Origin of the sequence: Asticcacaulis sp. (assembly GCF_035497195.1) — a bacterium.
Classification (GTDB): domain Bacteria; phylum Pseudomonadota; class Alphaproteobacteria; order Caulobacterales; family Caulobacteraceae; genus Asticcacaulis.
Genome location: NZ_DATJDZ010000023.1, coordinates 83,289 through 100,851, shown reverse-complemented (window position 1 = coordinate 100,851; position 17,563 = coordinate 83,289). Strand labels below are relative to the sequence as shown.

Genomic DNA, 17,563 nt, shown 5'->3' with positions numbered 1-17,563 from the left:
ACATGTTATTTGCCATTCTTCTGACTATCCAAATCCTCGTCAGCGTCAGCATGGCGGGCCTGATTCTCATTCAGCGCTCCGAAGGCGGCGCGCTCGGCATGGGCGGCGGCGGTGGCGGCTTTATGTCGGCCCGCGGTACCGGCAACCTGCTCACCAGGGCGACGGCGATTCTCGGCTTTGTCTTCTTCGCTAACTCCATCGGCCTGACCATCGTCGGCAACTATTCGCAACGCGTCACCTCGGCGGTCGATAAGGTCGATACCAGCGGCCTGATGGTCAATACATCGGCACAACCGACAGCGCCCGCCGCGCAGACCAGCACTTCGGCCGCGCCGTCGCTGAGCGACCTGCCTCTGGCGGGAGCGACGCCGGCCTCTTCGGCGGTGGCGCCTGTCGCGCCGGTGGTAAACGCCAAACCGGCCGTTCTGCCTGCGCCGCTCAAGCTGCCGGCCAGTTCTTCGGCGGCTTCGGTGTCGGAAAAGCGGATCGAGCAGGCCAAGGAAGGCATCTGGGCGTCTTCGTCTTCGGCGGCACCGAAATCAGCCGCTGCTGTCAAGTCTTCCGCAACGCCATCTTCCGCAACGCCTTCCAGCGCCGCGACATCTTCGGCCTCGAAATAATTCCTGGGCTTAAAAGCCCGCGATTTTAAAACCTGTTTCCGGCCCACGGGGAGCGATCTCCGTGGGTCATCTCTGATTTTATGGTAACTATCTGATATGGCCCGTTTCGTTTTCATCACTGGCGGGGTGGTTTCCTCGCTTGGCAAGGGCTTGGCATCGGCGGCTCTGGGGGCATTGCTCCAGGCGCGAGGCTTCAAAGTCCGACTCCGCAAGCTGGACCCCTATCTGAACGTTGATCCGGGCACCATGTCGCCCTATCAGCACGGCGAAGTCTTCGTTACCGACGATGGCGCCGAAACCGACCTCGACCTTGGCCATTATGAGCGCTTTACCGGGGTCAACGCCCGCAAGAGCGATAACATCACCACTGGCCGTATCTATTCCAACATCATAGAGAAAGAGCGCCGTGGCGACTATCTCGGCGCCACCGTGCAGGTGGTGCCGCACGTCACCGACCAGATCAAGTCGTTCGTGGTGTCCGACCAGGGCGACGCCGATTTCATTCTGGTCGAAATCGGCGGCACGGTCGGCGATATCGAAGGCCTGCCGTTCTTTGAAGCCATCCGCCAGCTCGGCCAGGAACTGCCGCGCCATCAGTGTTGCTTTATCCACCTGACCTTGCTGCCGTTCGTCAAGACCGCCGGCGAGATGAAGACCAAGCCGACCCAGCACTCGGTAAAAGAATTGCGCTCGATCGGTATCCAGCCCGATATCCTGCTGTGCCGCTGCGAGCAGGAAATTCCCGCGGAAGAGCGCCGCAAGATCGGCCTGTTCTGCAATGTGCGCGAAACGGCGGTTATCCAGGCGATGGATTCCGACAATATCTACGCCGTACCGCTCGATTACCACAAGCAGGGCCTTGATACCGAAGTGCTGAGCGTTTTCGGTATCGAAGACGCGCCGGCGCCGGATCTGTCGATGTGGAAGGATATTACCCAGCGCTATTCCTTTCCCGATGGCGAGGTTTCCATTGCGGTGGTCGGCAAATACACGGTGCTGAAGGACGCCTACAAGTCGCTGATTGAAGCGCTTTATCATGGCGGCATGGCCAATAATGTGCGGGTCAGGATCGACTGGGTTGAATCGGAGACCTTTGAAGGTGCGCCGGATGCGGTGATCGAGCGCCTTGAGAATGTTCACGCCATCCTGGTGCCCGGCGGTTTCGGTGAACGCGGCGCATTGGGCAAGATTGAAGCGGCACGCTTCGCCCGTGAGAATAATGTGCCCTATTTCGGCATCTGTTTTGGCATGCAGATGGCGGTGCTGGAAACGGCGCGCCACCTGGCCGGCATAAAAGACGCCTCGTCGACCGAATTTGGTCACACCAATGAACCGGTGGTCGGCCTGATGACCGAATGGCTGAACGGCAACGAACTGACCCAGCGCGCCGCCGGCGGCAATCTCGGCGGCACCATGCGCCTGGGCGCGTTTGACGCGAAGTTGAAGGAAGGCAGCCAAGTGGCTGAAATCTATGGCGGAACGGACGTTTCCGAGCGCCATCGCCACCGCTATGAAGTCAACCGCGACTATATTGAGCGCCTGGAAGCGCATGGCCTGAAATTCTCCGGCATGTCGCCGGACGGCCTGCTGCCGGAAATCATCGAGCGCCCGGAGCATCCGTGGTTTATCGGCGTACAGTATCATCCGGAACTGAAATCGCGGCCGTTCGCGCCGCATCCTTTGTTCCAGAGCTTTATCGCCGCCGCCAAGGTGCGCAGCCGGTTGGTTTAAACCGAAAACTGAGGAATTGCCCATGAGCCGCCAATTGATCACCTCCGGTTCGCCGTTTGAGCCTGAAATCGGTTTTTCCCGTGCCGTTCGTTCGGGCAACCGTATCGAGGTTTCCGGCACAGCGCCGGTTGTGAACGGCCAGACAGCCGGTGTCGGCGACTGCTATGCCCAGACCAAAACTGTGCTCGGCATCATCATCAAGGCGGTGGAGGACGCCGGTGGCACGGCCTCCGACATCATCCGCACGCGGATATTCCTGACCGATATGAGCCTGTGGAAGGACGCCGCCCGCGCCCACGGTGAAATCTTTGGTGAGATCCGTCCGGCGTCGAGCTTTATCGGCACCAGTGCCCTGATCAATCCGGAATGGCTGGTCGAGATCGAGGCGTCGGCCCAAATCGAAGAGTGATCCTGACAAGCCTGCCATTTGCCGCTATACTGGCGATAAGGGGGAGGCTGTCATGACATTGAAAGACGAATTGGGGCTGTTGCCGCGTTTTCTCTATATCGTGGTCGGAATCACCCTGGCTGTGGCGGCGATCAGCAGCGATTATCATGACTGGGCATTGATCGCGGCGGGCAAGCTGCCGCCGTTTGGTTTTGTCCTGATCAATGTGATTGCCTTGCCATTGGCGGCGGGGATCATTCTGTGGGCCTGTATCGGCCGTCATCGTGAGTGGCATGTGTCTGACGGGCAGATTCGTATCCGGCTGTTGAGCCTGACCTCGTGGCGGAAAACGCTGCACATAAGAGCCGAGGATATCCACGAACTGACGCCGGAAAGCTACGATCATGAGCGTCAGGGCAACAGCGTCACGCATGGCTGGATCATCATCCTGAAAGACGGCCGGCGGCTGGTTTCGCCCAAATCCTTTGACAAGGCAGGGCTTGATGGGGCTAGGTTGCAAATCGAAAGCCAGATACGCAAGGGCAGGCCGGAGACCGATCCACTGGCGGAAGCCCGTCGCGCCAACGGTCTGGATTGAGGAAAATCGCTGTTTTCGGGCGATTATCCCTTGATCCCTCAGCGAACATGAGGCATAAGGCGCGCCTTCTGACTCACCTGAATTGTGCGTCGTAACCTTATTTGTGCCTGATTGCTTGTGCGGTCCAGGCCTTTGATCCTTAAGAGAGACACGGAAATGGCCGTTCCCAAGCGTAAAGTTTCGCCCTCACGCCGCAATATGCGTCGTTCGCATGATGCGCTGGGCCCCAATGCCTACACCGAAGACAAGGACACCGGCGAACTGCGCCGTCCTCACCATGTCGATCTGAAGACTGGCATGTACAAGGGCCGCCAGGTTATTACGCCGAAGAAGGACTAAGCCTGCGGGTTTAGCTTCAGCCGTCTGCCAAAAGACGGCGGCAAAATAAAAAGCAGAAATTTGAACGCGGTTTCGGAAACGGAGCCGCGTTTTTTCGCGTCCCTTTGGAAATTCTACGTTTCAAACGCCGGTCGATATCGCCGCGGCGGCGTCCGGCACCTTTTCCAGTTCGGTGCGCGGCACATTGCCTACCGGGAATCGATCATCGTCCCAGACGACATGGACCGTATCGGGCGTTTCGGGCGCGGCGGTCTCGGACACTAGGACATCGCGGGTTTGCAGCCTGACGGTGCCGAGCCCTTTTGTCTCGTGGCTTACCCGGTCTCCATCTTTCAAAGTCTCTGTGTCGGTCATGGTGGTCTCCCTCGGATCGAGGTAGTTTTCGTCAAGCCGCATAAGAGTTCAATGCGACACACGAGTCATTGTTTCCGTCATAAAATGAACAATCATCGCCGTCTTATTGCGTGCAACTGCGGCCTGTCCGCGTTTCACTGATAAATGAGGCGTTATCCGATGTTCCTGGCTTTACTCGCGGCAGCCGCCGTTTCTTCCACAAACGCCTATATCGGGCCGCTGGCGCCGGCGGGCAAGGGCATGGCGCAGTGTTATGTGCCCGACACGGCGGTGAAGACCTGTTCTTCGATGGCGACCTATCACCTCAATGCCGACGGAGGCTTCACCAACAAGGCGACCGTTCTGATCTCCAAAAGCCCGCCCGCCATCCTGGAAATGAACACCAATGTGCAGGTGAAGAACGGTGCGGTCTGCGGTACGATCCGCGAGGAAAACATCACCAGCGCCCGCCTGACCGTGAATGGCACCGATGTGCCGGAGGCGCAGGCCGGTCCGGTGCTGGCGCGGATTGCTTCGGGAATGACATCGGTCGTTGGCCATGAAATCTGCACTGCCTATGTCCAGTCCGGCGGCAATCTGGTGGCCAAGGCGACGCTCGACGGCGCGCCAAAGCCCGATCAGGATCAGGTCATGCTGTGGGTCTCGCCGGCGGATGGCTACAGCATCGCGCCCTGACCGATCTGCGCTTGTCATCGGAAGCGCACCTTGCTAATGCAGCCGTGCCTTTCAGAACGTTTCACATAGCAGGATTCCCCATGCCCGAAATTATCGACGTCGTCGCCCGCGAAATCCTCGACTCCCGTGGCAACCCCACGGTCGAAGTCGATGTCACTCTCGATGACGGCTCGTTTGGCCGCGCGGCTGTGCCCTCCGGCGCCTCGACGGGGGCGCACGAGGCCACCGAGCTGCGTGACGGCGATATGAAGCGCTACGGCGGCAAGGGCGTCCGTAAGGCGGTTGATGCCGTCAACGGCGAAATCTTCGAGGCCATCGCCGGCTTTGAAGCGCTCGACCAGCGCCGCCTCGACCAGGCGCTGATCAATCTCGACGGCACGCCCAACAAGTCGCGCCTCGGCGCCAACGCCATCCTCGGCGTGTCGCTGGCCGTCGCCCGTGCGGCGGCGCAAGCTTCGGGCCTGCCGCTTTACAAGTACGTCGGCGGACTTGGCGCGCGTGTCCTGCCAGTGCCGCTGATGAACATCATCAATGGCGGCGCTCATGCTGATAACCCCATCGACATCCAGGAATTCATGATCGTGCCGGCCGGCGCTGAATCGTTCTCGGAAGCCCTGCGCATGGGCGCGGAAATCTTCCATGCGCTGAAGAAGGGCCTGAAAGCGGCCGGTCACAACACCAATGTCGGTGATGAAGGCGGTTTCGCCCCGAACCTGGCTTCGGCCGAGGACGCCCTGACCTTCATCATGAAGGCGGGCGAGCAGGCCGGTTACAAGGCCGGTTCGGACTTCTGGCTTGCGATGGACGTGGCTTCGACCGAATTCTTCAAGGACGGCAAGTATCACATGGAGGGCGAGGGCAAGATACTCACGCCGGTTGAGATGGTTGATTACCTCGAAAACCTCGCCAACAAGTTCCCGATCTGCTCGATCGAGGACGGCATGTCGGAGGATGACTACGAAGGCTGGAAGGAACTGACCGAGCGCCTGGGCGACCGCATCCAGCTTGTGGGCGACGATCTCTTCGTCACCAATCCGGACCGTCTGGAAACCGGCATTGTCGAGGGCATGGCCAACTCGATCCTGGTCAAGGTCAACCAGATCGGCACCTTGTCGGAAACGATGGACGCCGTTGATATGGCGCATCGCGCCGGCTACACCTCGGTGATGTCGCACCGTTCGGGTGAAACCGAGGATTCGACCATCGCCGATCTGGCCGTGGCGATGAACTGCGGTCAGATCAAGACCGGTTCGCTGGCCCGTTCGGACCGCACGGCGAAGTACAACCAACTCTTGCGTATCGAAGCGCAACTCGATGATGAAGCGGTTTATGCCGGCGTGTCGGTTATCCGTTGTTAAGTTACGGGGCGTGGGGTCTGTGACCCCACAAACCTTACTTTTTCCAATAAAAAACCTCGCCAGATTTTGGCGAGGTTTTTTATTGGATTAAGATGAAATCTTGGGCCGCAGGCTCCGGTGGCGCCGAGCCACCCCCCCCTAGCCCGACAGCGCAAAACTCAGCCTTCATTAACCAATATTGGTTTATGGTTGATCTGTAAACGAATGGCGTCCGGCGGCGCTGTTGTCATCGATGCTCACTTTTTGACAATAAAGATAAAAACGCCGTGATTAGTCAGACTTTTCAAAAACCATCAGAGATAAATTCTTCTATGCGCCCTGACATGTTTCGTAACACTATGTTAACCGCAAAGGCTCAGAAATGGCCATCAAGTGTTAGCGCAGTCCAGAAAGGGCTTTAGTAGTGTTTTTCCGTCTGAGGCCTTATTTGCCCACCGCTATTATTACGCTTGTGCTGACCTATGTATGCGTTCAGTACCTGACCGGCGACAAAGGATTCTTTTCACAGGAATCGCGTAACCGGGACATGGTTGTGAAGGAGCAGAAACTCGCACAACTTAAAACGGAACATGCTGATCTTGAAGCGCGCGCCAAATACTTGCGCACGGATAATCTGTCCAGGGATTTGCTTGAAGAGCGTGCCCGCGTACTGCTTGGCCTTTCCGAGCCGAAAGCCTACGTTATTCGTGGCCCTATCGTCCAGAACGCCAGCTCCTGACCTGTCTTTAGCTCTTTACGCGAAGGCAGGCTTCTCATAAAGGAAGTGTGCCTTTGATTTGCTCTGCGCCGGACGTTCCACGCGGGCGCAGAGTGCTGCTATGTTTCAAGGCCAGAATTAAATTGGCCATAGTTTTTGTTATGGGAGATGTCCATGGCGCGTGCCGCCCAGAAAGACAGCAAGACCGATAGTGGCAAAAAGCTGAGCAATGTCTCCAAAGACGACCTGCTGAAATATTACCGCCAGATGGTGCTGATCCGCCGCTTTGAAGAGCGCGCCGGCCAGCTCTACGGCATGGGCCTGATCGGCGGTTTCTGCCACCTTTATATCGGCCAGGAAGCCGTCGCGGTCGGCATGGAAGCCGCCTCGAAGGATGGCGATCAGGTTATCACCGGTTACCGCGACCACGGCCATATGCTGGCCGCCGGCATGGACCCCAAGGCTGTCATGGCCGAGCTGACCGGGCGTTCCGGCGGTTCGTCGAAAGGCAAGGGCGGTTCGATGCACATGTTTGACGTTGAAGCCGGCTTCTTCGGCGGCCACGGCATTGTCGGGGCGCAGGTGTCGCTTGGCACCGGTCTGGCCTTCGCTGACTTCTACAAGCAGAATGGCAATGTCTCTTTCACCTATTTCGGTGACGGCGCCGCCAACCAGGGCCAGGTTTACGAGAGCTTCAACATGGCCCAGCTGTGGAAGCTGCCGGTCGTCTACGTGATCGAGAACAACGAATACGCCATGGGCACCTCGCTGGCCCGCGCCTCGGCCACGGTCAACCTGTCGCAGCGCGGCGCCTCGTTCGGCATCCCCGGAGAGATGGTCGATGGCATGGACGTCTTCGCGGTGAAGGAAGCCGCCGAACGCGCCGCCGAACATGCCCGTTCCGGCAATGGTCCCTACATCCTCGAAATGAAGACCTACCGGTATCGCGGTCACTCGATGTCAGATCCGGCCAAGTACCGTTCCAAGGAAGAGGTTGACGACGTCAAGAAGACCCGCGATCCGATCGACCATATCAAGACCATGTTGGAACAAGCCGGCATTACCGAAGATGCGATCAAGACGATCGACAACGAGATTAAGGCCATTGTGCTGGAAGCGGTAGATTTCGCCCAGACCAGCCCTGAACCCGATCCGTCCGAACTGTATACCGACGTCTATTTGGAAGCCTGATCCATGACAGATATTCTTATGCCCGCGCTCTCCCCCACGATGGAGGAGGGCACCCTCGCCAAATGGCTCGTCAAGGTTGGCGACACCGTATCCGCCGGCGACGTGATCGCCGAAATCGAAACCGACAAGGCGACGATGGAAGTCGAAGCCGTCGATGAAGGCAAGATCGAAGCCCTGCTGGTTGAGGCCGGCACCGAAGGCGTCAAGGTCAATACGCCGATCGCTCGTCTGGAAGGTGGGATTTCATCCCCCGCGCCGGCACCGGCCGAAACGAAAGCCGAAGCGCCTGCCGCTGAACCTGCACCTGCGGCCGCCAAGCCTGTCGCGGCGCCCATCGAATCGAAGCCCGATTGGCCTGAAGGCACACCGACCGTGAAGATCACCGTGCGCGATGCGCTGCGTGACGCCATGGCGGAAGAAATGCGCCGGGACGACAAGGTCTTCCTGATGGGCGAAGAGGTCGCGCAGTACCAAGGCGCGTACAAGGTGTCGCGTGGTCTGCTGGAAGAGTTCGGCGAGCGTCGCGTCATCGATACGCCGATCACCGAAATGGGCTTCGCCGGCATCGGTGCTGGCTCGGCGATGGCCGGCCTCAAGCCGATCATCGAGTTCATGACGTTTAACTTCGCCATGCAAGCCATTGACCATATTCTGAATTCGTCCGCCAAGACCCTCTATATGTCTGGCGGCCAGATCAAGTCGTCTATCGTGTACCGCGGTCCGAATGGCGCGGCCGCCCGCGTTGGCGCCCAGCACAGCCAGGACTACAGCGCCTGGTACGCACAGATCCCCGGCCTCAAGGTCATCGCGCCTTATGATGCCGCAGACGCCAAGGGCCTGCTGAAAGCCGCCATCCGCGATCCGAACCCGGTCGTGTTCCTTGAGCACGAAATGATGTACGGCCTCGAATTCGACATTCCGGCCGAGGGCGATGATTTCGTCCTGCCGATCGGCAAGGCCAAGATCCAGAAAGAAGGCAAGGACGTCACCATCGTCGCGCACTCGCGTATGGTCGGTTTCGCCCTCAAGGCCGCTGAGCAACTGGCCGCTGAAGGCATCGATGCCGAAGTCGTCAACCTGCGCACCCTGCGTCCGCTGGATACCGACACGGTGATCGCTTCGGTTCGCAAGACCAACCGACTGGTGACGGTCGAAGAAGGCTGGGGTCCGATGGGCGTCGGCGCTGAAATCGCCGCACGCGTAACGGCCGAAGCCTTCGATGATCTCGATGCCCCGCCGGCTCGTGTCCACCAGGAAGACGTGCCGATGCCTTACGCCGCCAATCTCGAAGCCATGACCGTGCCCAGCGTCGAAAAAATCATCGCCGCCGTTCGCCAAGTCTCGTACAAGTAAGGAAAGCCCAGCATGACTGATATATTGATGCCGGCCCTTTCGCCTACGATGGAAGAGGGCATTCTGGCCAAGTGGCACGTCAAGGTCGGCGATACCGTCGCCGCCGGTGACGTGATCGCGGAAATCGAAACCGACAAGGCGACGATGGAAGTTGAAGCCGTTGATGAAGGCACGATCGAGGCCATCCTCGTCGAGGCCGGTACCGAAGGCGTGAAGGTCAACACGCCGATCGCTCGCCTTTCGGGCGGCGACGCCAAGCCGGCGCCGAAAGCCGCGCCAGCCGCTGAGACTCCCAAGACAGAGGCACCCAAGGTCGCTGCTGCATCGACACCGGCACCTGTCGCCTCGGCGCCTGCTGCTGGTGCTCGCGTTGCCGCTTCGCCGCTGGCGCGTCGTCTGGCCGAGATGAACAAGCTCGATCTGAAAGCCATTCCCGGCTCCGGTCCGCATGGCCGCGTGATCAAGCGTGATATCGAAGCCACCCTGGCTGGTGGTACGGGCAAGGCGGCTTCGGCTGCGTCTACCGCTGCTGCTGAACCGCGCAAGGTGCAGTCGCTGGAGCAGATGGGTATTCCTGCCGGTTCCTATGATCTCGTGCCGCTCAACAATATGCGCAAGGTCATCGCCCGCCGCCTGACTGAAAGCTTCCGCGATATCCCGCACTTCCCGCTGACCATTGATATCGAGCTCGACAACCTGCTGGCGGCGCGCACCAAGATCAACACCGCGCTGGAATCCCAGGGTGTGAAGGTGTCGGTCAATGATATCGTCATCAAGGCCGTCGCGCTGGCGCTCAAGGCCGTGCCGGAGGCCAATGCGTCCTTCACACCGGAAGGCATCGCCCTGCACCACAATGCCGATGTCGCCATGGCCGTAGCCATCGATGGCGGGCTGATCACCCCAATCATCCGCAAGGCCGAAACCAAGTCGCTGTCGCAGATTGCGAAAGAGACCAAGGATCTGGCCGCGCGCGCACGTGACATGAAGCTGAAACCCGAAGAATTCCAGGGCGGCACCTTCTCGGTGTCCAACCTCGGCATGTTCGGCATCAAGCAGTTCGCCTCGATCATCAACGAACCGCAAGGCTGCATCCTGTCGGTCGGCGCGGGCGAACAGCGTCCGGTCGTCAAGAACGGCGCACTGGCTGTGGCCACGGTCATGACCGTGACCCTGACCTGCGATCACCGCGTTGTCGACGGTTCCATTGGCGCGAAATATATCAACGCGCTGAAGAACCTGCTCGAAGATCCTATCAAGATGCTGGCGTAAGGAACTGATTTAAATGACATATGATCTCGTTGTTATCGGTTCCGGTCCCGGCGGTTATGAAGGCGCTATCCGCGCCTCACAAAACGGCCTCAAGGTCGCTATTGTCGAGCGCGAATTGCTCGGCGGCATCTGCCTGAACTGGGGGTGTATCCCCACTAAGGCGCTGCTGAAATCGGCCGAAGTGTTCGATAAGATCAATCACCTCGGTGATTACGGCCTGACCGGCGAAAAGCCTGGTTTCGATTTTGAGAAGGTCATCGCCCGTTCACGCGATGTGGCCAAGCAGCTCAACAGCGGCGTCGGCTACCTGATGAAGAAGAACAAGATCGATGTGATCGAAGGCTTCGCCACGCTGTCACCGGGCAAGGACGCGCCCAAGGTCACCGTCAAGCTCAACAAGGGCGGTGAGCAGGTCGTCGAGGCCAAGAACGTGATGCTGGCCGTTGGCGCGCGCGCCCGTGAAATTCCCGCCATTGGCGCGGTTTCGGACGGCGACCGCATCTGGACCTATCGCAACGCCCTGTCGCCCAGTCGTATGCCGAAGTCGCTGGTCGTCATCGGCTCTGGCGCCATCGGTATCGAATTCGCCAGCTTTTACAGGTCTTTAGGCGCGGAAGTTACAGTCGTAGAAGCGCTCGATCGCATCCTGCCGGTCGAGGATAAGGAAGTTTCCGCAGAGGCCCAGAAGGCCTTTGAAAAGCGCGGCTTCAAGTTCCGCATCGGCGCCAAGGTGACCAAGGTCGAGAAGTCGGCTTCCGGCGTCAAGGTCTCGGTCGAGGTCGGCGGCAAGGCCGAAGTGCTGGAGGCCGAAGGCTGCATCGTCGCGGTCGGTATCGTCGCCAACACCGAAAACCTCGGTCTGGAAAAGCTTGGCGTCGAGATGGACCGCGGTCACCTCAAGAACGACAGCCACGGCAAGACCAACGTCAAGGGCCTGTACGCTATCGGCGACTGCGCCGGGCCGCCCTGGCTGGCGCACAAGGCCTCGCACGAAGCCATCCATGCGGTCGATTATATCGCTGGCAAGAAGCTGTCGAACCTCAACCCACCGATCCCTGGCTGCACCTACGCCACGCCGGAAGTCGCGTCTGTCGGCATCACCGAGCAGGGCGCCAAGGAAAAGGGTCTGGACATCAAGATCGGCCGCTTCCCCTTCAAGGCCAACGGCAAGGCGATCGCCGCCGGCGAACCGGGTGGCTTCGTGAAGGTGATCTTCGACAAGAAGACCGGCGCGCTTCTGGGCGCGCACCTGATCGGCTCGAACGTCACGGAAATGGTGCAGGGCTTTTGCCTGGCGATCACCATGGAAGCGACGGAAGAAGACCTGCAAGGCACGGTCTTCCCGCACCCGACCATGTCGGAAGCCATCCTAGAAGCGTCGCTTGATGCTGATGGCCGGATGATAAATCTGTAAAGAATTAGTCGGAAGAGATTGAATTGAAAGTCGTTTCGGGTGACCGGAACGGCTTTTTCATGCGCATCAATATGCGATTGCGCATCTGCATGAAGGTGCGTTCGACCGCGAAATAGAGGGCACTGGCGACAGTGATACTTGAGACGTAATAGATGGCGATCTGGTTCCAGCCGGCCATCCAGTCTTTCGGCAGGAGTAGATCGTCGAGGTGGATGACAATCTTGTGCGACAGATAGAGGCTGTAGGAAATGGCGGCGATATAGCCAATGCCGCTCCAGCGCGCCGGTTGCAGGTGGCGCTCGGTTTCCAGCAGAGACGCCAGCAGACAGGCGACGCCCAGACTAAACAGCGGATAGAAGATAAGGCTGCCGGTTTCGCTTAAGATAACACCATCGATTTGATTCATGTAACCGGCATAGCCAAGACAGAGGACCGTCAGTGGCAGGGTGAAAACGGGTTTGGCGAACCGCTCCCATGCGACGGGATAGAAGAGGCGCAGGGCGGCCATGCTTACGCCGATCAGCAGGCCATCGAGGCGGTTATAGCTGGGATAATAGAGCCGGGTGAAGAAGGCGACGCCATTGCCGCTGCTGGCGTGCCAGACTGACCAGATATGATGCCGCAGGACCATGCCGCCGAGCAGGACGACTGCTGCAAGCGCGATGGCCGGCCAGGGTGTTCTGAAACGCCGCAGGATCAGGACTAGCGTAGGCAGGATCAGATAGAAATGTTCCTCGACGCACAGCGACCAGGCATGGGTAAAGGCGCCGAAGGTCTTGGCATCCAGTGCAAAATTAAGCGTGAAGGTCAGATAGCGCCATAGCGGCGATAGGGCTTCGCGTTCGCGCAGGATCGGAAAGGCGGCGTAGAGCGCCAGTATAAGCCAGAAGACCGGCAGGATTCGAAAGGCGCGTTTGAGATAAAAGATGCGCAGATCCGGCATCTGCCCGGCCTGAACCGGTTTCAATAATTCGGTGCCGATCAGGTAACCGCTCAGAACGAAGAAGATATCAACGCCCAGCCAGCCGAATTGCTTAATGTGGTGGAACAGCGGGGGATATTCGACCCACGGCATATGCCAGCTCATGACCAACAAAATAGCCAGGCCGCGCAGAATATCCGGTCCGATGGCCCGCTTTTCGGTCATGTGCGACTCACTCCTCAATGGGCAACTGTAACATTCCGAATAGAGATTTTATGCGTCTGGCCGCACTCTTTTTCATGGGGCGATCAAGGAGATGAAACCATGCCAAAATCCGGTGAAAGCAAGGATGAGACCGTCGAACGCGTCATGCACGAATATAAGGCAGGAGAGCTGAAAAGCAGCAGTGGCGACAAGGTTAAAAACCGTAAGCAGGCTGTGGCTATAGCGCTCAGTGAATCCGGCCAGTCGAAGGCGGATACCAAGGCTAAAGCCAAGCCTCATTCCGCTCATGCCCGCGCCAAACAGCGCGATCATGGCCATTCCTCCCGGCACCACTAAGGTTGCAGACCCAGCCAGTCACGGACACGGGGGATGCGGCGCAGAATTAGCCATTCTGTCAGACCGATAACGATCAGACTGATACCGAGCACCGGCAGGAAAATGCCGAGCACGATGATGATCAGGGCCAGTCCGGGCGCCAGGCGTTCATCGGGCAGTATCTGCGGTGCGCCGAGTTTATCTGCGGGGCGGCGCTGCCACCACATGACGACGGCGCTGACGCACAGGGTCATCAAACCCAGCGCGGTCACGACACCCAAGGCCTGATTGAACCAGCCGAACAACTGCCCCTCATGCGCGGCGATGCCATAGCCGACCGCCTGATCGAGCGGTTTCTTGTTATGGAAATCCTCGCGGCTGATGACCTCTAACATCATCGGATCAATCATCAGGGTGACGCGCTGGGGGCGATTGCCGGTATCGGAGGCCAGCTTCCACAGGCTCGCTCCCTTGGCTGGGGCGCTGAGGGTGACCGGTGCGGGCAGGTCCAGTGCGTGGGCGGTATCGAGCAGGGCATCAAGCTGGCTAAGATCAATGGGCGCCGTACCTTCGGCTTTCAGGGCTTTCTTTTCATCGGCACGGCCCTGACTCCAGCCTTGGGATGCTGGTGCGGGGCTGGCCAGTTCGCGCGCTGATTTGAAGGCGTTGCCCCAGACATAGGTCCAGGGCAGGCCGGTCAGAAGCAGAAAAAGGGCGAGCGCCGAGATATAGATTCCGGTCACCGCATGGATATCGCGCCAGAAGATGCGCTTGCCCATTTTCAGGCGCGGATAAAGCAGGCCGGCGGTGCTCTTGATGTCGCGCGGCCACCATAGATAAAGACCTGTCAGGATCATGACGATGGCCCAGCAGGCCGCCAGTTCGACGATCACCTGTCCGAAACGGCCGGCGAAAAGCTCACCGTGGATATTTTTGATGACCTCCATAAAACGAGCATCTTCAGGGACTTGTTTCAGTATCTTCAGGTTTTGTGGGTGAATGTAGAGGTGGATTTTTTCATCCCCCTTTAGCACTGTGACACGCGCGGCGTCATGTGTATCCGGCCGCACCTCGATGGCTTTGAAGCGCGACCCTGGCACGGCCGTCACAGCGGCCTTCACCATCGCCTCGGCAGATTGCGGCGCGCCGGCAAAGGCGAGATGGTCATACTTAGCATCGATGGCGGCTTCGATTTGCGGCTTGAACAGGTAAATCGGGCCTGTGATCGACAGGATAATGATAAAGGGAATGCAGACCAGACCAGCATAGAAGTGCCAGCGCCAGAACATGCGATAGTCGATGATCTTTTGTTTTACTTTTTCCATCGCTTAGTTCCGGTACTTCAGTTCCAGCATGAAGCTGCGTTGCGGCATGGGATGCGACACATAGGCCTGATCATTATTGAGATTATCAATACCGAGGCTGATTTGCGTCGCCTTGGTCAGATCATAGCTGATGCGGGTATCGAGGAAAAAATATTCCGTCTGGTAGCCATAGGCATCGCCACGCACCAGTCCGAACAGGTCGGAATTGGGCCGTGAGCCATAGCGCCAGCCGATGGAGGCTTTCAGCTTCGGCGTAAAGGCGTAGCGCAGATTGCCATTGCTGCGCCATTTCGGAATGCGAGGAAACTGCACGCCTTCGGAACTGGGCGCCGTACTGTTCTTATCGGTGCGGGCATCCATCCAGGAGCCGCTGGCCTCGATCGTCAGGCCATCAATGAGCAGGTCGCGCGATTCGAAAATCAGTTCGACACCGGACTGGTTCATACGGTCGATATTCTGGTAACGCGAGACCACCGTGCCGTCGTCGAGGATACCCTGATAGCTGAAGATGGCGTCATCGATCGACTGGTCGAACAGGCTGGCGGTCAGGGTGAGGCGGTCAAAGCGTCGCCGCGCGATCAGGCTGATATCGTGCGAGACCTCCGGCTTGAGGTTCGGATCGAAACTGGTGGGATCGATTTCTGTCTGGCCGGCATTGATCTTGCCCTGGAACAGTTCGCCGACCGTGGGGAAGCGCGTGGCGGTGCCAAGGCTGAGTTGCAGGTTATAGGGACCAACATCGCCCTGCAGGCTGGCCTTGGGCGAAAAAGCGCTGTCGTGGCGGTCCGGGTAATATTGCAGCGCGCCGCCATTACTGATGCCACCATCAAAGGCGCGCCAGTCGTCATAGCGGCCGCCAAGCGTCAGGACGGCGCGGCCGAGATCGATGGCGTCTTCGGCAAAGATGCCGGTGATGGAGGTCTTGCCCATGGTGCGCGAGGCGAAAACCGGATCGGCGGCTGTACGCCAGTTGCTGGTATTATAGGTACTGGCGTCGGTCTGGTAGAGATTGGAGGTCACGCCAAAGGCCAGATCATGGCGGCCAAAGGTCTGTTCGATCGTGCCGTCGAAGGTCCACCAGCCAGGGTGGTTGTAAAGCGTCCGCTGGCCGCCGGCGCTGACCATATCGAGCGAAGTGCGGTTGTCCCACTTGCCGATATCATAATGCGACAGATTGCCAGTGATGTCCCAGCCCTGCCAGTTGCCGGAGAGGCGCAGACCCATCAGGGTCTCCAGGCGGTCCATACCGGAATAGGTCACGCCCTTGGCCGTGTAGTTGACGCCACTGAAACGGACCTTGGCGCCGGCGGCGGTCGGCAGGACGGTGCTGCCCGCGGCATCGACCAGCCATGAGCGCGGATCGTTCAGGTCCTGCGCGGTCTGCCACAGCATGACGAGGGCATCCGCCTTCCAGCCATTATCCCAAGCATAGCCGACGCGCAGGCGCGCCTGATCCTGCACGACATCGACCGGCGAAGCGGCGCCAAAGACCGGCGTGGCCAGGCTATCATCGACATAGGCGCCGGTGACGGGCGTATAGGTGCCGGGGGCTGACGATTTGGTCAGCAGGTTATAGGTCATCGACTGGCCGGTGTTCTCGAAATGGCGGAACGAGGCGCGCGCCGACCAGCCAGACTCCCTGGCCTTGTAATTCAGGCCGCCTTCGACCGAATAACCGCTGAAGCTCTCATCGAAGCCGTATTCCTTGAACGGCATGGTGAAGGCCTGAACGGAGCCGTACATATCATTCTTTTTCGGCGCTTCCGTGGTGATCGAAACGACGCCGCCCATCGAATTGCCGCCGTAGCGTGCCGAATAGGGGACATAGACGATGTCGAACTGGCGCACCTCGGCGGGGCCGACGACGTTCCATTTGGGGGCATAGTCGTAGCGGTTGCCAAGGAAGTTCGAGACGACATAGCCATCGACCAGAACAAGCGTGCGGGCGCTCTGGACGGTGTTGGCGCCGCGCAGGGCGACCACGGCATTATCATCGCCGACGAAGCGTTTGCGCACGTAAAAATTCGGCGCGTATTTCATCAGGTCTTCGACATTGACGGCATTAATGGCGTCGAACTGGTCATGGCCGAGCGAGACCGACAGGCCGCGCGGTACGACGGTGATCGGGGCATTCTTTTGCCCGACGACGATAACTTCTTTGGGGGCGTCGGCTGCGTTTGTTTCCGCATAGGCGATCAGGGGCAGGGTTGAGCCGCAGTTCATCAGCGCTATCAGCAGCGCTGTGCAAGATTTTGTTTTCATGTAGGTTTATCCGAACCAGATAAGCGTAAATACGCGCAGGATGAACCTGTGCGCGATGAAACAGCTTAAATCCGGGACGGTGGGCCGCAGGAATGCGGACGGGGCGGCGCGCGCGCCTTGACAGGGCTGCGATGGCTTGAAGGCGTGAAGTCGGCGTGAGCAATCGTGTAGACCGCTGGTTGGAAGACCGGCGGCGGCGTGGTGATGGCCGTGACAGACGCCAGGACGCATTGCGCGCATTTCAGGCCCGCCAGGCCAGGCTTCTTGGGGGTTGATTTGACGACGAGTGTATCAATGATCGGCTGGCTGTCCATGCCGGACGAACACAGCACCATCTTTATGCCGTGATCCGTGGGCATGGCCATGACCTGAGGCGGGAACAGGATCTGCGTAAACAGGGCCATGACCACGGCAATGAGCGCCCAGAATCGCAGGTCTGAGTCGCGTGTCGTCTTCCCTGTGAAAATCAGACCGCCCATAGTGGCCGCATATAGGCCGTCGCCCGGCCTGTCAATGCGACAGGGCGT

At 59.1% G+C, this 17,563-nt stretch carries 18 protein-coding genes; 13 read left to right on the top strand and 5 right to left on the bottom strand.

All coding sequences use genetic code 11. The features are described 5' to 3' along the window. Window positions 1-2 precede the first annotated feature (2 nt). The 5 genes from secG to rpmF all read left to right on the top strand — a co-directional run bounded on the left by secG (window position 3) and on the right by rpmF (window position 3,676). On the top strand, window positions 3-620 hold the full coding sequence (secG, locus tag VL130_RS15010; RefSeq protein ID WP_325363940.1) for a preprotein translocase subunit SecG: 618 nt from the start codon (window positions 3-5) through the stop codon (window positions 618-620). Between the two features lie 96 nt (window positions 621-716). After that, the gene (locus VL130_RS15005) at window positions 717-2,351 is read left to right on the top strand and encodes a CTP synthase (RefSeq protein ID WP_325363938.1); all 1,635 of its coding nucleotides are present in this window, start codon (window positions 717-719) and stop codon (window positions 2,349-2,351) included. 22 nt (window positions 2,352-2,373) lie between these two features. Beyond that, window positions 2,374-2,760, top strand: a complete 387-nt coding sequence (locus tag VL130_RS15000) for a RidA family protein (protein WP_325363936.1) — start codon at window positions 2,374-2,376, stop codon at window positions 2,758-2,760. A 52-nt stretch (window positions 2,761-2,812) separates the two neighbouring features. Beyond that, complete coding sequence (locus tag VL130_RS14995) at window positions 2,813-3,337, top strand: hypothetical protein (RefSeq protein WP_325363934.1); 525 nt, start codon at window positions 2,813-2,815, stop codon at window positions 3,335-3,337. Between the two features lie 156 nt (window positions 3,338-3,493). Then, complete coding sequence (gene rpmF, locus VL130_RS14990; RefSeq protein ID WP_018080198.1) at window positions 3,494-3,676, top strand: 50S ribosomal protein L32; 183 nt, start codon at window positions 3,494-3,496, stop codon at window positions 3,674-3,676. A 120-nt stretch (window positions 3,677-3,796) separates the two neighbouring features. Here rpmF and VL130_RS14985 read toward each other — a convergent pair whose 3' ends face one another. Continuing rightward, window positions 3,797-4,030, bottom strand: a complete 234-nt coding sequence (locus tag VL130_RS14985) for a hypothetical protein (RefSeq protein WP_325363931.1) — start codon at window positions 4,028-4,030, stop codon at window positions 3,797-3,799. A gap of 159 nt (window positions 4,031-4,189) precedes the next feature. Between VL130_RS14985 and VL130_RS14980 the strand changes: the two genes are divergently transcribed. From VL130_RS14980 to lpdA, 7 genes are all read left to right on the top strand, one after another. Continuing rightward, window positions 4,190-4,705 carry a hypothetical protein gene (locus tag VL130_RS14980; RefSeq protein WP_325363929.1) on the top strand — a complete coding sequence of 172 codons (516 nt, stop codon included), beginning with the start codon at window positions 4,190-4,192 and terminating at the stop codon, window positions 4,703-4,705. Window positions 4,706-4,785: 80 nt separating this feature from the next. Beyond that, window positions 4,786-6,063 carry a phosphopyruvate hydratase gene (gene eno, locus VL130_RS14975; RefSeq protein WP_325363927.1) on the top strand — a complete coding sequence of 426 codons (1,278 nt, stop codon included), beginning with the start codon at window positions 4,786-4,788 and terminating at the stop codon, window positions 6,061-6,063. Between the two features lie 427 nt (window positions 6,064-6,490). Next, window positions 6,491-6,781: an FtsB family cell division protein gene (locus VL130_RS14970; protein WP_325363925.1), complete on the top strand. Its 291-nt coding sequence runs from the start codon at window positions 6,491-6,493 to the stop codon at window positions 6,779-6,781. A gap of 153 nt (window positions 6,782-6,934) precedes the next feature. Next, entirely contained in the window at window positions 6,935-7,951 is a 1,017-nt protein-coding gene (gene pdhA, locus VL130_RS14965; RefSeq protein ID WP_325363923.1) for a pyruvate dehydrogenase (acetyl-transferring) E1 component subunit alpha, read from the top strand. Between the two features lie 3 nt (window positions 7,952-7,954). Continuing rightward, window positions 7,955-9,304, top strand: a complete 1,350-nt coding sequence (locus VL130_RS14960; protein ID WP_325363921.1) for a pyruvate dehydrogenase complex E1 component subunit beta — start codon at window positions 7,955-7,957, stop codon at window positions 9,302-9,304. A gap of 12 nt (window positions 9,305-9,316) precedes the next feature. Further along, a complete protein-coding gene (locus tag VL130_RS14955) occupies window positions 9,317-10,573 on the top strand; it encodes a pyruvate dehydrogenase complex dihydrolipoamide acetyltransferase (protein ID WP_325363919.1) in 1,257 nt (418 codons plus the stop codon). Between the two features lie 13 nt (window positions 10,574-10,586). Then, a complete protein-coding gene (lpdA, locus tag VL130_RS14950; RefSeq protein WP_325363917.1) occupies window positions 10,587-11,987 on the top strand; it encodes a dihydrolipoyl dehydrogenase in 1,401 nt (466 codons plus the stop codon). A gap of 4 nt (window positions 11,988-11,991) precedes the next feature. Here lpdA and VL130_RS14945 read toward each other — a convergent pair whose 3' ends face one another. Continuing rightward, window positions 11,992-13,134, bottom strand: a complete 1,143-nt coding sequence (locus VL130_RS14945; RefSeq protein WP_325363915.1) for an acyltransferase — start codon at window positions 13,132-13,134, stop codon at window positions 11,992-11,994. A 99-nt stretch (window positions 13,135-13,233) separates the two neighbouring features. Between VL130_RS14945 and VL130_RS14940 the strand changes: the two genes are divergently transcribed. Continuing rightward, complete coding sequence (locus VL130_RS14940) at window positions 13,234-13,470, top strand: DUF6496 domain-containing protein (RefSeq protein ID WP_325363913.1); 237 nt, start codon at window positions 13,234-13,236, stop codon at window positions 13,468-13,470. Here VL130_RS14940 and VL130_RS14935 read toward each other — a convergent pair. From VL130_RS14935 to VL130_RS14925, 3 genes are all read right to left on the bottom strand, one after another. Then, on the bottom strand, window positions 13,467-14,774 hold the full coding sequence (locus tag VL130_RS14935) for a PepSY domain-containing protein (RefSeq protein WP_325363911.1): 1,308 nt from the start codon (window positions 14,772-14,774) through the stop codon (window positions 13,467-13,469). The two genes, VL130_RS14940 and VL130_RS14935, sit on opposite strands and share 4 nt — an antisense overlap. Before the next feature lie 3 nt (window positions 14,775-14,777). Beyond that, window positions 14,778-17,036: a TonB-dependent receptor gene (locus VL130_RS14930; RefSeq protein WP_325363909.1), complete on the bottom strand. Its 2,259-nt coding sequence runs from the start codon at window positions 17,034-17,036 to the stop codon at window positions 14,778-14,780. A gap of 65 nt (window positions 17,037-17,101) precedes the next feature. After that, complete coding sequence (locus VL130_RS14925) at window positions 17,102-17,515, bottom strand: hypothetical protein (protein ID WP_325363907.1); 414 nt, start codon at window positions 17,513-17,515, stop codon at window positions 17,102-17,104. Window positions 17,516-17,563: the final 48 nt, after the last annotated feature.

Bases quoted from the DNA above. Each gene is read 5' to 3' on its own strand.
- secG (WP_325363940.1), top strand. From the start codon at position 3: ATGTTATTTGCCATTCTTCTGACTATCCAAATCCTCGTCAGCGTCAGC.
- VL130_RS15005 (WP_325363938.1), top strand. From the start codon at position 717: ATGGCCCGTTTCGTTTTCATCACTGGCGGGGTGGTTTCCTCGCTTGGC.
- VL130_RS15000 (WP_325363936.1), top strand. From the start codon at position 2,374: ATGAGCCGCCAATTGATCACCTCCGGTTCGCCGTTTGAGCCTGAAATC.
- VL130_RS14995 (WP_325363934.1), top strand. From the start codon at position 2,813: ATGACATTGAAAGACGAATTGGGGCTGTTGCCGCGTTTTCTCTATATC.
- rpmF (WP_018080198.1), top strand. From the start codon at position 3,494: ATGGCCGTTCCCAAGCGTAAAGTTTCGCCCTCACGCCGCAATATGCGT.
- VL130_RS14985 (WP_325363931.1), bottom strand. From the start codon at position 4,030: ATGACCGACACAGAGACTTTGAAAGATGGAGACCGGGTAAGCCACGAG.
- VL130_RS14980 (WP_325363929.1), top strand. From the start codon at position 4,190: ATGTTCCTGGCTTTACTCGCGGCAGCCGCCGTTTCTTCCACAAACGCC.
- eno (WP_325363927.1), top strand. From the start codon at position 4,786: ATGCCCGAAATTATCGACGTCGTCGCCCGCGAAATCCTCGACTCCCGT.
- pdhA (WP_325363923.1), top strand. From the start codon at position 6,935: ATGGCGCGTGCCGCCCAGAAAGACAGCAAGACCGATAGTGGCAAAAAG.
- VL130_RS14960 (WP_325363921.1), top strand. From the start codon at position 7,955: ATGACAGATATTCTTATGCCCGCGCTCTCCCCCACGATGGAGGAGGGC.
- VL130_RS14955 (WP_325363919.1), top strand. From the start codon at position 9,317: ATGACTGATATATTGATGCCGGCCCTTTCGCCTACGATGGAAGAGGGC.
- lpdA (WP_325363917.1), top strand. From the start codon at position 10,587: ATGACATATGATCTCGTTGTTATCGGTTCCGGTCCCGGCGGTTATGAA.
- VL130_RS14945 (WP_325363915.1), bottom strand. From the start codon at position 13,134: ATGACCGAAAAGCGGGCCATCGGACCGGATATTCTGCGCGGCCTGGCT.
- VL130_RS14940 (WP_325363913.1), top strand. From the start codon at position 13,234: ATGCCAAAATCCGGTGAAAGCAAGGATGAGACCGTCGAACGCGTCATG.
- VL130_RS14935 (WP_325363911.1), bottom strand. From the start codon at position 14,774: ATGGAAAAAGTAAAACAAAAGATCATCGACTATCGCATGTTCTGGCGC.
- VL130_RS14930 (WP_325363909.1), bottom strand. From the start codon at position 17,036: ATGAAAACAAAATCTTGCACAGCGCTGCTGATAGCGCTGATGAACTGC.
- VL130_RS14925 (WP_325363907.1), bottom strand. From the start codon at position 17,515: ATGGGCGGTCTGATTTTCACAGGGAAGACGACACGCGACTCAGACCTG.